Source organism: Bradyrhizobium lablabi (genome assembly GCF_018129385.1).
GTDB classification, from domain to species: Bacteria; Pseudomonadota; Alphaproteobacteria; order Rhizobiales; family Xanthobacteraceae; genus Bradyrhizobium; species Bradyrhizobium lablabi_C.
Map to the genome: position 1 here is coordinate 87,908 of NZ_JAFCLN010000024.1, position 14,421 is coordinate 102,328.

General features: G+C 64.2%; 13 protein-coding genes. 5 read left to right on the plus strand and 8 right to left on the minus strand.

Features of this window, described 5'->3' with window-relative positions; genetic code table 11:
- Positions 1-156 precede the first annotated feature (156 nt).
- Positions 157-1,644: an ATP-binding protein gene (locus JQ628_RS30795; RefSeq protein WP_212229283.1), complete on the minus strand. Its 1,488-nt coding sequence runs from the start codon at positions 1,642-1,644 to the stop codon at positions 157-159.
- A gap of 213 nt (positions 1,645-1,857) precedes the next feature.
- Here JQ628_RS30795 and JQ628_RS30800 point away from each other — a divergent pair, with 213 nt between their 5' ends.
- Complete coding sequence (locus JQ628_RS30800) at positions 1,858-2,712, plus strand: 3-hydroxybutyryl-CoA dehydrogenase (RefSeq protein ID WP_212229252.1); 855 nt, start codon at positions 1,858-1,860, stop codon at positions 2,710-2,712.
- Positions 2,713-2,785: 73 nt separating this feature from the next.
- Here the strand turns inward: JQ628_RS30800 and JQ628_RS30805 are convergent, their stop codons facing one another.
- Genes JQ628_RS30805 through JQ628_RS30830 form a run of 6 tightly spaced genes read right to left on the minus strand, consistent with a single transcriptional unit; the run spans position 2,786 to position 9,000 of the window.
- The gene (locus tag JQ628_RS30805) at positions 2,786-3,820 is read right to left on the minus strand and encodes a Bug family tripartite tricarboxylate transporter substrate binding protein (RefSeq protein ID WP_212229254.1); all 1,035 of its coding nucleotides are present in this window, start codon (positions 3,818-3,820) and stop codon (positions 2,786-2,788) included.
- A complete protein-coding gene (locus tag JQ628_RS30810) occupies positions 3,813-4,952 on the minus strand; it encodes a mandelate racemase/muconate lactonizing enzyme family protein (RefSeq protein WP_212229256.1) in 1,140 nt (379 codons plus the stop codon). Before JQ628_RS30810 ends, JQ628_RS30805 begins: the two co-directional genes overlap by 8 nt.
- A gap of 8 nt (positions 4,953-4,960) precedes the next feature.
- Entirely contained in the window at positions 4,961-5,923 is a 963-nt protein-coding gene (locus JQ628_RS30815; RefSeq protein ID WP_212229258.1) for a hydroxyacid dehydrogenase, read from the minus strand.
- Entirely contained in the window at positions 5,916-6,821 is a 906-nt protein-coding gene (locus JQ628_RS30820; protein ID WP_212229260.1) for a fumarylacetoacetate hydrolase family protein, read from the minus strand. The genes JQ628_RS30815 and JQ628_RS30820 overlap by 8 nt, the downstream gene beginning before the upstream one ends.
- Before the next feature lie 7 nt (positions 6,822-6,828).
- The gene (locus JQ628_RS30825) at positions 6,829-7,968 is read right to left on the minus strand and encodes a mandelate racemase/muconate lactonizing enzyme family protein (protein ID WP_212229262.1); all 1,140 of its coding nucleotides are present in this window, start codon (positions 7,966-7,968) and stop codon (positions 6,829-6,831) included.
- Positions 7,969-8,022: 54 nt separating this feature from the next.
- A complete protein-coding gene (locus JQ628_RS30830) occupies positions 8,023-9,000 on the minus strand; it encodes a tripartite tricarboxylate transporter substrate binding protein (protein ID WP_212229264.1) in 978 nt (325 codons plus the stop codon).
- Between the two features lie 109 nt (positions 9,001-9,109).
- On the opposite strand from JQ628_RS30830, the gene JQ628_RS30835 reads away from it, so the two are divergent.
- Genes JQ628_RS30835 through JQ628_RS30845 form a run of 3 tightly spaced genes read left to right on the plus strand, consistent with a single transcriptional unit; the run spans position 9,110 to position 11,417 of the window.
- Positions 9,110-9,802, plus strand: a complete 693-nt coding sequence (locus JQ628_RS30835) for a GntR family transcriptional regulator (protein ID WP_249128620.1) — start codon at positions 9,110-9,112, stop codon at positions 9,800-9,802.
- Between the two features lie 42 nt (positions 9,803-9,844).
- Positions 9,845-10,786, plus strand: coding sequence for a 2-dehydro-3-deoxygalactonokinase (locus tag JQ628_RS30840; protein ID WP_283815849.1), 942 nt, complete (start codon positions 9,845-9,847; stop codon positions 10,784-10,786).
- A 1-nt stretch (position 10,787) separates the two neighbouring features.
- Positions 10,788-11,417, plus strand: a complete 630-nt coding sequence (locus tag JQ628_RS30845; protein ID WP_212229266.1) for a 2-dehydro-3-deoxy-6-phosphogalactonate aldolase — start codon at positions 10,788-10,790, stop codon at positions 11,415-11,417.
- Positions 11,418-11,429: 12 nt separating this feature from the next.
- On the opposite strand, the gene JQ628_RS30850 is transcribed toward JQ628_RS30845, so the two are convergent.
- Positions 11,430-12,629, minus strand: a complete 1,200-nt coding sequence (locus tag JQ628_RS30850; protein ID WP_212229268.1) for an adenylate/guanylate cyclase domain-containing protein — start codon at positions 12,627-12,629, stop codon at positions 11,430-11,432.
- 172 nt (positions 12,630-12,801) lie between these two features.
- Here JQ628_RS30850 and JQ628_RS30855 point away from each other — a divergent pair, with 172 nt between their 5' ends.
- Entirely contained in the window at positions 12,802-13,827 is a 1,026-nt protein-coding gene (locus tag JQ628_RS30855) for a histone deacetylase family protein (RefSeq protein ID WP_212229270.1), read from the plus strand.
- Positions 13,828-14,421 lie beyond the last annotated feature (594 nt).

The following is a 14,421-nucleotide window of genomic DNA, read 5'->3' on the forward strand; positions in this document are numbered from 1 at the left end:
CGTGAAAGTCGGTATTTGGCAATCCATGAAGATGCCGCCCGGCCGGTTAAGCTGTCCGTCGATAAGAAAACAGCGCTTCGAGCGTAGCGGGTTTCGCGATGTAGCGCTCCCCCGCGGCCAACAATTTCCCGGTGTCGATCAGAAGCGAGCTTCGCTCTAGTGCTCGCAACTTTCGCCGATCATTTCATCCGCGCCCGGATCGCTCGGCGCTGTCGTCCAGGCTGGTTCGACCAGCGTAACTGTTCTGCGGCCCATGCCGTCGAGCTGAGAAACCAGCAGGCCCTGTTCCTCGATATAAGCCAAGGCCCGGCGGGCACGGCGAATGGAGTGCGTGCCGTAAACGCGAGCAATCGCCATATCGCTCGGGCACGGCAGGTTTTCCCTTGCGGCGCGCGCGAGCATCAGGAAGACGCCTTGCATGTCGTCAGGCAGAATGCCGGCACGGACCGAAACTTCCTTCCAGGGCCCTTCCTCTTCGACATCGGCAGAAAGGCCGGCTTTGGCGCAGGTCAGCATGCGGCGGAACACGCTGAGGTTGGGCGCCGCCGAGCCGAGTCCCTCGATCCGGCAACGGACCGCAAACTCTTGGTAAAGGATGCCGACCGGCCGGAAACCGGCATCGGGCTCCGCCAGAATGGCGCTGAGAATGCGGTCCAGTCGCTGGCGCAACTCGGCCTGTTGTTCGGCGGTGAGCGGTTGTTCCACCGTTTCAGGAACAATCTCCCTCTTCGCCATCAGTTGGCTGACGATGTCGGCGGAAGGTTTTCGCACAGGCCGGTTTATCTCCGGCGGCGGCGCGGCCAGAATGATGTCGCGCGCACCTTCCATCCTGGCTTCCGGCAGCGGCATCAGTTTCGGCGATGCATGCCGCGCGTGCGTCTCCGTCGCGCCGATCCGGACGCTCAGGGGGCGGCGCGACAGCGCGGAGCCGAGCGCCATGAACTGTCCGCGCTCCAGATCGCGAAAGGCATCTGCCTGGCGGCGCTCCATCCCGAGAAGGTCCGCGGCGCGTGCCATATCGATATCGAGAAACGTTCGGCCCATCAGGAAATTGGCGGCCTCGGCCGCAACGTTCTTGGCGAGTTTCGCAAGCCGCTGCGTCGCGATGATTCCCGCAAGTCCACGCTTGCGGCCGCGGCACATCAAATTCGTCATGGCGCCGAGAGACAGCCTGCGTGCTTCGTCCGAGACCTCACCCGCCACGGCCGGCGCGAACAACTGAGCCTCGTCCACCACCACCAGCATCGGATACCAATGATCCCGTGCAACGTCGAACAAGCCGCCGAGAAAGGCCGCAGCCCGCCGCATCTGGTTCTCGGCGTCGAGTCCTTCCAGGTTCAGAATGGTGGAGACCCGATGGATGCGGGCTCGCTCGGCCGCGACTTGCAGGCCACGCTCGGTGTGTTCCTCCGCGTCGATGACGAGGTGGCCATATTGCTCTGCCAGCGTGACGAAATCCCCCTCGGGATCGATCACCGTCTGCTGAACCCATGGCACCGTCTGTTCGAGCAGCCGGCGCAACAGATGGGACTTGCCGGAACCGGAATTGCCTTGCACGAGCAGACGTGTAGCCAGCAGTTCCTCGAGGTCCAGCGACGCCTGTTCACCCGTTGCGGTCCGCCCGATTTCGATAGCAACGGTCATATTCCGACTCAAATCCCACCCGGCCAAGCGGTCTATCAACCCATCCGCATCCGGTCGAGCGTTCCGGGATGAAGGCGCGCCGGAAGTGGATAACTGGCGAACGGCCCGCCCGAACAGGCCATTCCGGTCGCTCCTTGTCTCTGATATCAGGTCCCCAGCATCTGGGTCGTACGGACCGGCGCAAAAGCCGTCCGTCAAGAAGAGGATTTTTGCATGATTGAGTCGGTCGGAATCATCGGCGCAGGCACCATGGGTAACGGCATCGCGCAGGTGTGCGCCGTGGCCGGGCTTGGCGTCACCATGGTTGACATCTCCGATGCCGCCATCAAGCGCGGCCTCTCCACCATCGACGGCAGCCTGGATCGCCTGGTCAAGAAGGAAAAGATGGGCGCTGCCGATCGCGAGGCCGCGCTGGGCCGAATCAATGCGACCACGGACAGGGCCAAACTCGGCAATTGCGATCTCGTCATTGAAGCTGCGACCGAGAACGAGGAGTTGAAGGTCAAGATCCTGAAGGACCTCTGTGCGTCGCTTCGCCCGCAGGCGCTTGTTGCCACCAACACTTCGTCCATCTCGATCACCAAACTCGCGGCCGCAACGGATCGTCCGGACCGGTTCATCGGAATGCACTTTTTCAATCCAGTGCCCGTCATGGCCTTGCTTGAGCTGATTCGCGGCTTGCAGACCTCCGACGATACGCACGCCAAGGCCGAGGCGTTTGCCAAGCGCGTCGGCAAGGTGCCGATCACTGCGCGCAACAGCCCGGGCTTTGCCGTCAATCGCATTCTCTGTCCGATGATCAACGAAGCGGTGTTTGCGCTACAGGAGGGGATTGCCACGGCGGAAGAGATCGACGCCGGCATGAAGCTCGGCTGCAATCATCCGATCGGGCCGCTCGCGCTCGCCGACCTGATCGGCCTCGACACCATGCTGTCCGTGATGGAGGTGTTCTACACCGGCTTCAACGACTCGAAATATCGGCCGGCGCCGCTGCTGAAGGAAATGGTCGACGCCGGCTATCTCGGCCGCAAGAGCGGCCGAGGGTTTTACGACTACGGCAAGAGCTAGCCGCGCATTGCCGTCGTCCTGGTAATCAATACTGGACCGACGGCAAGGCTCTCCGCGCCCAAAAATCCTGCACTCACTCCGGCTGGATTTTGGCGTCCTTGACGACCTTGGCCCATTTCTGGATTTCGGCCTTGATGTGATCGGCAAATTCCGTCGGCGTTCCGCCGACGGGTTCGACGCCCTGGTCGGTGAAGCGGCGCTTGACGTCGTCCATCGCGAAGATCGCGTTCATCTGGGTGTTCAGCTTCTGCACCAGTTCCGGCCGCATGCTGGCTGGTCCGACGATGCCGAACCACACGGTGACCTCGTAGCCGGGAACGCCGGCTTCCGACACCGTCGGCACGTCGGCCGCGAGCGCCGAGCGCGTCTTGCTGCTGACGCCGAGCGCGCGCATCTTGCCGCCATTGACCTGCGGCAGCACGTTTGGCGTGTTGTCGAAGGCCAGATCAATATGCCCGCCGAGCAGGTCGCTGACCATCGGCGCGCTGCCCTTGTAGGGTACGTGCACGATGTCGATCCCGGCCATGCTCTTGAACAATTCCATCGAGAGATGATTGGACGAGCCGATGCCGGTGGAGCCGTAGCTGACCTTGCCGGGATTCTTTTTGGCGTAGTCAATCAACTCCCTGACCGAATTGACCGGCATCGAAGGCTTCACGACGAGGAGGTTTTGCGTCTGGCCCGCGAAGATCAGCGGCGTGAAATCCTTCACCGTGTCGTAGGGCAGGTTCTTGTAGATGCTGGGATTGGCGCCGAACGGAAAAGCGACGCCGAGCAGGGTGTAACCGTCGGGCGGAGCCTTCGCGACGGCTTCGCTGCCGATCAGCGTACCGCCGCCCGGACGGTTCTCGACGATGACGGGCACGCCCCAGGCGTCTTGCAGCTTTTGCGAGACGATCCGCGCCAGCGTGTCGTTGAAGCCGCCGGGCGGGTAGGGCACGACGTAGCGGATGGTCCGGCTTGGATAATGGTCCGGCTCGGCCGGCGTCGAGGTGGTCTGCGCCGGTGCAACGGTGGCGCCGGCCAGTAGAATAAACAGAGCGCAGCAGGTGAAGTGAACAAGACGCAGTGCGCTCGAAGTGACTTCAGCCCGCAGCGTGTCAGACATAGCAAGGTCCCTCGATCAGTGGATGGGCGTTGATGAAAGCTTCATTGATCTCGACGCCGAGCCCAGGCGTCTCCGACGGCTTGACGCATCCGTCGGCGTCGAGCGTGTAGGGGATGCCGCCGACCTCGTCGCGGAACGGGTTGTGCCTGGCGACGTCGCCCTCGAAATAGCCGGGCAGATCGACCGCCGCGAGCACGTTGATGCTGGCGGCCATGTTGATGCCGGTCGCCGACGTATGCGGATTGAACGACAGCTTCCATGCCGAAGCCATGCCGGCGATTCGCACCGCTTCGGTGACGCCGCCGGTCTTGGACAGATCCGGCTGCACGAAGCTGACGGCGCCGTCCTCGATCAGGCGCGTGAATTCGAAGCGGGTATAATGATTCTCGCCGGCCGCCAACGGCGTGGTGCCGAGCGAGGCCGCCGTCTGGTATGAGCGGTAATCCTGCGCCGGGAACGGCTCTTCCAGCCATCCGATCCCAAGGTCCTGATAGGCCGGCATCACGCGGCGCACGTCATCGACGGTGTAGCCGGTGTTGGCGTCCACCAGAATCTCGATGGTGTCGCCCACCGCTTCGCGCACGGCAGTGGCGCGGGCGACGTCGTCGCGCGGATTGTCGCCGACGCGGAGCTTGATCGCCCGGTAACCCTGCGCGACATACCCAAGCGCTTCCTGCGCCAGCGATTGCGGCGCCTGGTAGCCGAGCGAGATGCCACCCGCATAGGCCTTGATCGGCTTCGAAGTGCCGCCGAGCAATTTGTAGAGCGGCCAGCCGGCCGATTTGGCCCTGATATCCCACAGCGCGAGATCGAGACCGCTCAGCGCCATCGCGGCGGCATAGCCCATGCCGTGGCTTGCGAGCTGCATCTGGTAGACGCGCTGCCAGACGCCGACAACGTTCATCGCGTCCATGCCGAGGACCAGCTCGGAAATCGTGGTGTCGATCAGTTTGGCAATCGCGCCCGGGCAACGGCCGTGATGGGCCTCGCCCCATCCGGTCAGGCCCTCGTCGGTGGTGACCTTCACCAGCACCGCATCGCGCTTGACGGCGCGGCCGATGCCGAGCCTGACGTTCTGGCCTTCCGGCACGCGGTAGGAAATCGGAACGGCCTTGATCTCTGTAATGCGCATGTTGGACCTCATGCCGCCTTGTAGGCGGGATTGACGAGATTGAGCGGCTGCTCGCCGCGGAGAATTCGAAGCATCTCTTCTGCCGCGCCGACCGCCATCGCGCGGCCGCTGGTGGCGGTGATCCCAGCGGTATGCGGCGTCAGCAGCAGGTTCGGACAATCGAACAGGGCGTCGTTCGCCGGCAAGGGCTGCACGTCGAACACGTCGAGCGCCGCGCCGCCGATCTTGCCCGACCGCAGCGCCTCGATCAGCGCCGGCGTTTCGAGGACGGCGCCGCGCGAGACATTCACCAGCACAGCGGAGGAGCGCATCCGGCCGATTAGACCGCTGTTGACGAGGCCCCGGGTCTGTTCGTTCAGGGCACAGCACACCGCAATCGCATCGCTGCGCGCGAACAGCTCTTCCAGCGCGACTTCCTCAATGCCGGCGGGCAGCGAGCCCTTGCGGCGGGAAGTGCCGAGCACCTTCATGCCGAATCCGTCGCGCGCGATCCCGGCAATGTGGCGGCCGATGGTGCCGACGCCGAGAATGCCGAGCGTCGAGCCGCTCAATTCGGGCAGTGAGTCCGCGATCGGACGCGCAGCATTCCAGCCATCGCTGCGCAGGCGGGCATCCAGCCGATACAGCGGCCGGCGCAGGTGCATCAGGGCCGACATCACATATTCGGCGACCGCATTGGTGTTGCTGCCGGGCAGGTTGGCCACCGCGATGCCGCGCGCGGTGGCGGCATCGACCGGGATGAAGTCGAGGCCGACGCCGTGGCGGACGATGCCCTTCAGGCGCGGCGCATGATCGACGATGTCGTCGGGCAGTTTGGCGCGCACGATGATGCCGTCGGCATTTTTGGCCCATTGGCGCAAGGTTTCCGGCTTTGCATCGGGTGGCACGATCAGCTCGGCATGCGGCGTGAGGATCGCTTCGCCGTCGGGATGCATCGCATTGGTGAGCAGGACGATCGGTCTGTCAGGCATTAAGCGCAGGTCCTTCGATGATTGGATTTCGCAGGCGGCCAAGACCCTCGACCTCGACTTCGACGGTCGAGCCGGGCTTCAGCCAGGCCGGCGGCTTGTGCAGGGCGGCGACACCGGCCGGCGTGCCCGTGGCGATGATGTCGCCGGGTTCGAGCGGATGAAGCGCGGAGAGATAGGCGACGAGATCGGCGACATCGAACAGCATGTTCTGCGTCGAGCCGGATTGCAGCACGCGGCCGTCGACTTTCAACGACACGGTCAGCGCATGCGGATCCTTCACGTCGTCGCAAGAAGCGAGGAAAGGCCCGAACGGCCCGAACGTCGCAAAATTCTTGCCGCGGTCGAAATGGCCATCGGCCTTGATGATCTCGCTGGCGCTGATGTCGTTGAAGCAGCCATAGGCCGCGACATGTTCGAGCGCCCGGTCCTTGCCGACATTGTCGGCGCGCTTGCCGATCACGGCGGCAAGCTCGGCTTCATAGGTGACGCCGCCGATTCCCGCCGGCAGCACGATCGCCTGTCCGGCCGCGGCAATCGTTCGCGGCGCCTTCATGAACAGCACCGGCTTTTCCGGCGGCGCCATGCCGCGCTCGGCCAGCGCATCGCGGTAATTATGCGCAATGCCGAAGACGCGCCGCGGCTCCGGCAGCGGTGCCATCAGCGTGATGGAGCCCATCGGCAGTCTCGCGTCATGGGACAGGCCATGTGCACGGATGCTTTCCACAGCAGTGGTAAGGCCGGCCTCGATCAAGGCCAGCATCTGCGGTGCGGCGCTGCCCAACGCCCCGCGCATCGAGGGATGCGCGAGGTCGACGATTTCATCGCCCGCGCCAGAACCATCGCCGAGCAGCACGCCGGCGCGGACAAAACCCTGCTCGCTGAAGCTGACGAACTTCATGACCGCTTCACGCCACGCGGTAGCGGTCGATCACGGCGCGATCGATCTCGATGCCGAGCCCGGCCCCTCGCGGCACCGCGATCGTGCCCTTCACCTGCCGGATCGGCTCGACCGCCAGATGATCGCGGAACGGATTCTCCTCCTGCTCGAATTCCAGCATCGGCGGCATCGGGAACAGGCTCGGCGGCTGGTTCGGGATCGACGCCAGGAAGTGGATGGTGGCGGCAAGACCAACGGCGGAGCCCCAGGCATGCGGCACGCATTCCACGCCATGGGTGGAGGCAAGCGCGGCGATCTTCTTGCATTCGGTGATGCCGCCGGCGGCGCAGACGTCCGGCTGCACGATGTCCATCGCCTTGCGCACGATGGCGTCGCGAAAACCCCAGCGCGTGAACTCGTTCTCGCCGCCCGCCACCGCCATGTCGAGCGCCCGCGACACCTCGACATAGCCGTCGATGTCTTCCGGCGAGATCGGCTCCTCGAACCATTCGATGTCGAGCTCTTCCAGCGCGCGACCGAGCCGGATCGCGGCGGGAACGCTGAAGCAATGATTGGCGTCGACCATCAGCTTCACGTCGGGACCGATCGCCTCGCGCACCGCCTTGACGCGCTCGAAATCGCGCTTGATCGAGCCGAGCCCGATCTTCATCTTGATCGCCTTAAAACCTTCCTTGACGTAGCCCGCCGCTTCCTCGACGGCCTCGTCCACCAGCCGGTCCATGTCGGTGAAATAGAGCCCGGTCGCATAGGCGTCGACCTCGGTGCGGAATGCGCCGCCGATCAGCTTGTGCACCGGCTTGTTGCAGGCCTTGCCGACGATATCCCACAGCGCGATGTCGATGCCGCTGATGGCGGCGATCGACATGCCCTTCGGCCCGTAATCCTTGATCCGGTTGTAGAGGTCTTCCCAGATCACCTCGACGTCGAACGGGTCGCGGCCGATCACGCGCGGTGCGAGCTGGGTGTCGATGAAGGCTTTCGCAACGGCGGAAGGGCCGTAGCATTCGCCCCAGCCTGTGATGCCGTCATCGGTCTCGATTTCGACCAGGCACGTGCCACGGGTCTTGTAGAGCCAGCCGCGCGAGGAAGTGAAGGGCCGCTGCACCGGGGCTGCAACGACGTGACAGGTGATCTTCTTGATGGACAAGCGGGTGGCCTTTGTCTGGATTTATCGGGATGGGAACGGCGGCGATGCCGCCGCTTATTCCTTGGTGTCTTTCGGGAAGACCTGCGCGGCCACCGTGCCGAGCGCGGCGGCGACGCTGTCGACTTCCTTGGTCAGGGCATCGCCCGTGAGGTCGTCGACCAGGAAGGCGTTCTTCTTCGAAAATTCCTTGAAGCGCGGATCCTGGATCGCCGCGCGGAAGGCTGATATCAGCTTGGTCCTGACATCATCGGGCAGGCCGGCCGGTGCGACCACATAGGCCATCTGCACGACCGGGCCGTAGGGGAATACGTCGTAGCCCTTGTCCTTGAAGGTCGGCACGTCCGGGAACATCTCCAGCCGCTCATTGGCAAAAATGCCGATCGGCTTGAGCAGGCCTTCCTGGATCTGACCGAGCGTTTCCGACGGCTTGAGCACGCCGGAGGCGACGTGCTGGCCGAGCAGGTCGGCGACCACCTTCGATCCGCCGGTGTAGGGCACGTTGACGTAGTTCACGCCGGCGGCGCGTGCGGTCATCGAGGCGAAGATGTGGTTGAGATTGTAGTTGCCGGGCGTGCCGATCGTCACCTTGTCGGGATTGGCCTTCATGTACTTGATGAAGTCGTCGAGCGATTTCTGCTCGGCCTTGGTCGACACCAAGAGCATCAGGGGATCGGTGGAGACGCGGGCGATGTGGCTGAACTGCGCATTGGTGAGCGGCGTCTTGCCCTGCGCGATCAGGGCCAGCGTCGAGCTGGTGCCCATGCCGATGGTGTAGCCGTCGGGCGCGGCGGCCGCCACGCGGCGCATGCCGATGGTGCCGGTGGCGCCGACCACGTTCTCGATCACCAGCTTTATGCCGTGCTCGCGCAGGATCGGGTCGAGCGCGCGGATGGCGACGTCGTTCGAGCCGCCGGCATTCCAGGGCACGATGAAGTTGATGTCCCGTGCCGGATAGGCGGTTTGGGCCAGCGCGGCGGTCGCCTGGAACGCGGCCACGGCAACGGCCAGAATAAATGAGGTCGGCTTGAGCATTGTTGTTTCCTCCCAGTTTGTTGTTTGTTATAACAAACAACAGTGGTCGGTCAATAGGCCGCCAGAGGGGAGTTTGCGCCATGCTGCGCGCTGCGATAGCGGTCGTTCGATGACGACGGCATTGAAGCGAATCGAACGCGAGCCGCTGTGGGATCTGGCGCACGCGCAATTGCGCGAGGCGCTGCTGGCCGGACGGTTCGAGCCCGGCACGGTCCTCACCCTGCGCTCGCTGGCGGAAAGTTTCGGCACATCCATCACGCCGGTGCGCGACGCCGTCACCCGCCTGGTTGCGCAGGGCGTATTGCAGCAGGGGCCGCGCAATTCGGCGATCGTGCCGAATCTTTCCCGCAAGGAACTGGCGGATCTGACGGTGGTGCGCTGTGCGCTCGAAGGCCGTGCGGCGCGCGAAGCGGCCTCGCACCGGCATGACCGCACCGCGCTCGGCCAGCTCGAGGAGCGGCTTGCGACCATGCAATCGCTGATCCAGGCGCGAAAGCTCGAAAGCTATCTCGAGCATCACCGCAAATTTCACTTCGGCATCTACGCCATGTCCGGCATTCCGCTGCTGGTCGAAACCATCGAGAATATGTGGCTTCGCTGCGGCCCGGTGCTCTCCTTCGTGATCCCCGAATATGTCGTGCTGCTGAAGGGATGGGATCGCCACACCGCGGCGCTGAAGGCGATCAAGGCGGGCGACGCCAATGCCGCCGAGCGCGAAATTGCCGCCGACATCAGCGAAGCCGCGAACTATCTTGCCGGCCTCGCCGATGCCACGGGCCAGTTGCGGCGGCCGGCCGGCTAGTATGTGATCTTTGAGCGGGCAGCGATTTCTGCGGAGTGTTACTTGACGCCTCTTACACCTTCCCCCGGCGCTGCGCCGGCCGCCTTCGTCGCGGTCGATTGGGGCACCAGCAGCTTTCGCGGCTGGCTGATGTCGGCGGAAGGTAGCGTGCTCGCGGAGAGCCGCGGCAGCGAGGGCATGCTGCACTGTGCCGGCGCCGGCTTTGCGCCCGTGCTGCGCGATCACCTGTCACGGCTCGCCGCGCCGGAAACAATTCCCGTCCTGATTTGCGGCATGGCGGGAGCACGGCAAGGCTGGATCGAGGCGCCCTATCTGAATACGCCGACGCGCCTCGATGCGCTGCATGAGGGCGCGGTCCGCGTGGACGCCGGCCGCGACATTCGCATCCTGCCCGGGATCGCCCAGGCGCGCGCCGACCGGCCGGATGTGATGCGCGGCGAGGAGACGCAGCTTCTGGGAATGATCGATCCCGCGTTCAGCGGGCTTGTCTGCATTCCCGGCACGCACAGCAAATGGGTAAAGATCGAGGCGGGAGCGATCGTCGAATTCGCGACCTACATGACGGGCGAACTGTTCTCCGTGATCTCGCAGCACAGCATCCTGGCCTATGCCGTCGAGGCGGCCGGTCAGCCCGCCGCGAACAGCCGGCCGTTCCGCGAGGGCATCGCAGCGGCGCTGGCTGCGCCTTCGGGATTGACCTCGTCGCTGTTTCAATTGCGCGCGGCGCAACTTCTCGGCTTCGAGCAGCGCGGCGACGGGACGGACCGCCTCTCAGGCCTGCTGATCGGCAGCGAGATATCGGATGCGACGGTTCGTTTCGGCCGGCCGCGACGCTTGAGGCTGCTGCGTGCCGGACGCCTCGGCGAACTCTACGAAATTGCCGTGCGCGAACGTGGCTTCGATGTGTCGGCTGACGATGCCGAGGCAGCATCGCGGCACGGGCTGAGCAAGGCCGCCATCAATATTTGGGGAGCGCAGTTCTGACATGTCGCAGCCGGTTGCCTGGCCGAAGGTGAAGCGCTCGCTCGTTGCGATCCTGCGCGGCATCCGTCCCGATGAGGCGGAAGCGATTGCCGAAACGCTGATCGGATGCGGGTTTGAATTGATCGAGGTGCCGCTGAATTCGCCCGACCCGTTTGTTTCGATCGAGCGCCTGTGCAAGCGCTTCGGCAGCGATTGCCATATCGGAGCAGGCACCGTCCTGAACCCAGCCGACTGTGCGCGCGTCGCCGATGTCGGTGGCCGGCTGATGGTCAGTCCGAATGTCGACGCCGATGTTCTGGCGACCGCGCAAGCGCGGCAGTTGGTGACCATGCCGGGCGTGTTCTCGCCATCAGAGGCGTTTCTCGCACTGCGCTGCGGGGCGTCGGCGCTGAAATTCTTTCCGGCGTCCGTTCTCGGTCCCTCCGGCATTGCCGCGCAGCTCGCCGTGCTCCCGAAGGATACGGTCGTCGGCGCTGTCGGCGGCGTGTCGGACAAGAATCTGGCCGGGTATTGGACTGCGGGAGTCCGGGCGTTTGGCCTCGGCAGCAGTCTCTATCGTCCGGGCATGACGGCGGCCGAAGTGCGGGTGACGGCGCTGGCTTCGGTCCAGGCCTTTGATGGCCTCGGCTAGTGTGACCGGCCGCTAGCCGCGATACGCAAACAGCTCGATCGGCTCGCTGAAGCCGCGCACTTGATGTTCGCCGGCGTGTTCGAGATTGAAGTCGCCCTTCACCAGCTCGGCAAACGCCCTGGACAGCAGAACCTTCTTGCCCAATTGCTTGGTGAGCGTCTCGATCCGTGACGCCATATTGACGGCGGGACCGATCACGGTGAAGTCGAGCCGGGTACGCGATCCGATATTGCCGTACATCACGTCTCCAACATGGATGCCGATGCCGTAGTTCAGCGGCGCACGACCGGTTGTCGCGTTCTGCTCGTTCAGGGCAACCATGGCCTGGCTGGCTTCGGCCACGGCGCGCAGCAGATTTGCGCAGGCTGACGGCTGGCTGAGCGGAAAGATCGCGAGCAGGCCGTCGCCGATGAATTTCAGGATTTCCCCGCCATGCCGCTCGATCGGCTCCGACATCGCGTCGAAATAACCGTTGAGAAGCTCGATGACGTCATCGCGCGGCCAGTTGTCGGAGATTCGGGTGAAATCGCGCAGATCGCAGATCATGATCGCGGCGCGTACCGTCGTTCCGGTCCCGCGCCTTGTGGCGCCGGCCAGGATCAGTTCGCCGGCATGCGGCCCGACATAGGTTTCCAGCAGCGTTCGCGCTAGCCGGTTCTTCATGCGGATTTCGCTGACCAGCGCCAGAACCGGCAACAGCTTCTGGAGGAAGGCGATATGCGCTTCGTCGAAACCGCCGGGACGGTCGGTTGCGAAGGTCACGATGTGCATCTTTCCGAGCGTGTGGTACAGCGGCCAGGCCACATAGTCCGTCAGGCCCTTCTCCCGCATCTCGTCGTAGATGGCATGCTGGCGGCCCAGCGACGGATCACGCTCCAGATTTTCGCGCACCTCGGCGGCGCCGTCGCGGATTTCGTTGGCGGGACTGCCGATGTACTCTGATCGCTCGATGACATCGTAGTCGACCCTTTCGATCTCGGCCTCGCGCATCCCGTCCGCCCAGAGGATCCGGGCGCCCAGCCATTGGGGATGATTGATCAGGAGATGAAGCGTCGCCCGCTTGACGGGAATGCCCGCTTGCCGAAGCCGCATGCCGAGTTCGGCGAAAAGATTGTCGAGAAAGCGCTCGTCGCGCGTCTCGTTTGTCAGCCAGTGCTGGACTTCGTCGCCGGAACGGACGGCAGCGGAATCGATGTTGGGGGGCGCGTCCATATCTTCGTCCTCGATGACTGCTCAGTGAGCTGGGTCGGCGGTACGGGATATGTCGTGTGCCCGCTGCACGGTGTCAACGGCGGCCCGCCTCAATCCGATCGCGCTGGCTATGGTTGATATGGAGGCCTACTCCCGGCAGTATTCCCGCACGCGACAGCAAGAGGCCATTCCATTGAAATCCGTCTACACCGAACTGCACCGCAGCCACGATCCGCAATTCTTTCTCGTACGCGGCGTGGTCAAGCGCACGACCGAGCAGCCCGAGCGCGCCGACCGGCTGCTGGCCGGACTTGCGGCAGGAAAGCACGAACTGGTCGCGCCTGTTGTGTTCGGGCAGGGGCCGCGGATGCGTGTGCACAGTGCCGAGTATCTCGGCTTTCTCAGCGAAGCCTGGGACGCCTGGTCGGCGCTGGGCGATGCCGGTCCGGAGATGATCGCGAATGTGCATCCCGTGCGTCATGCCGCGACCTATCCGACACACATCGTCGGCCGGCTGGGCTGGCACACCGCCGACACCGGCTGTCCGATCGGCCCGGGCACCTGGGCCGCCGCCTGCGCCGCCACTGATGCCGCGGCGACGGCGGCTCAGATGGTGCTGGACGGCGAGGATGCCGTCTACGCGCTCTGCCGGCCGCCCGGCCATCACGCCTTCCGCGATGTCGCCGGCGGTTTCTGCTTTCTCAACAACAGCGCAGTCGCCGCCGCGCATCTGCGTCTCAGGCACGAGCGCGTGGCGATCCTCGATGTGGATGTCCACCACGGCAACGGCACGCAAGGCATCTTCTACGAGCGCGGCGACGTGCTCACCGTTTCGATCCATGCCGATCCTGCGTTCTACTATCCCTATGTCTGGGGCTATGCCCATGAGCGCGGCGAGGGCGCAGGCCTCGGCGCCAACCTCAATATTCCGTTGCCGCTCGGCACGAAGGACGACGGCTATCTAGCCGCGTTCGATATCGCTGCAAAGACCATCCGCGCCTTTGCACCCGGCGCGCTCGTGGTCGCGCTCGGCCTCGATGCCTCCGAGCACGATCCGCTCGCGGGCCTTGCGGTCACCACCGACGGCTTCCGTCGCATCGGCGCCGCGATCGCGCGGCTCGGATTGCCGACGGTGCTGGTGCAGGAAGGCGGCTATCTGTCCGACATCCTTGGCGCCAACCTGACGGCGGTGCTTGCAGGATTCGAGGCGGCGCGTTGACGCAGCAGCCGTCATTGCGAGCCAACGGGTCGCGCGAATGCGCGCCCGATGACAGGCTCCGCGAAGCAATCCATTTCTCCACTTGTCGAGATATGGATTGCTTCGTCGCTTGCGCTCCTCGCAATGACGGCTTGGGCGCCACCTGTGACAAATTCAACACGTCGGGCAAATCAGATTCTGTTTTTCAGAAATCATGTCAAGCCCCTCGTGCAAAAATATTCCGCTTGTCAATTTCGGCAAATCAGAATTATAACAACGCCACCTCATCCCCGAGGAGGGGCGTTGGCCATCGCCACCAAACGTTGGGATGGGATGCGGTGGACGCGGGCGGCGTGCTTGACGAAGCGCTGATCGCGTACGGCGAAGTCGTGTGGTCCTGGCGCCGCGACGCTGGCGCTAAACCTTGCGGAATTTTCCGCGAGGCGATGGTGACAACAAGCCCGCTCACCAGGGAGAGCGCGATATAAGCCGTAAAGCCATTGCGCAGGGGATGTCGGAGTGTTCTCCGCTCACCTGTATGCTCGTGTGCATTTTTTCGTTGCGCAAGCAGAGCACACGAGACCGCGGGTGCAGCGCGCACCCGGCATTCCCTGC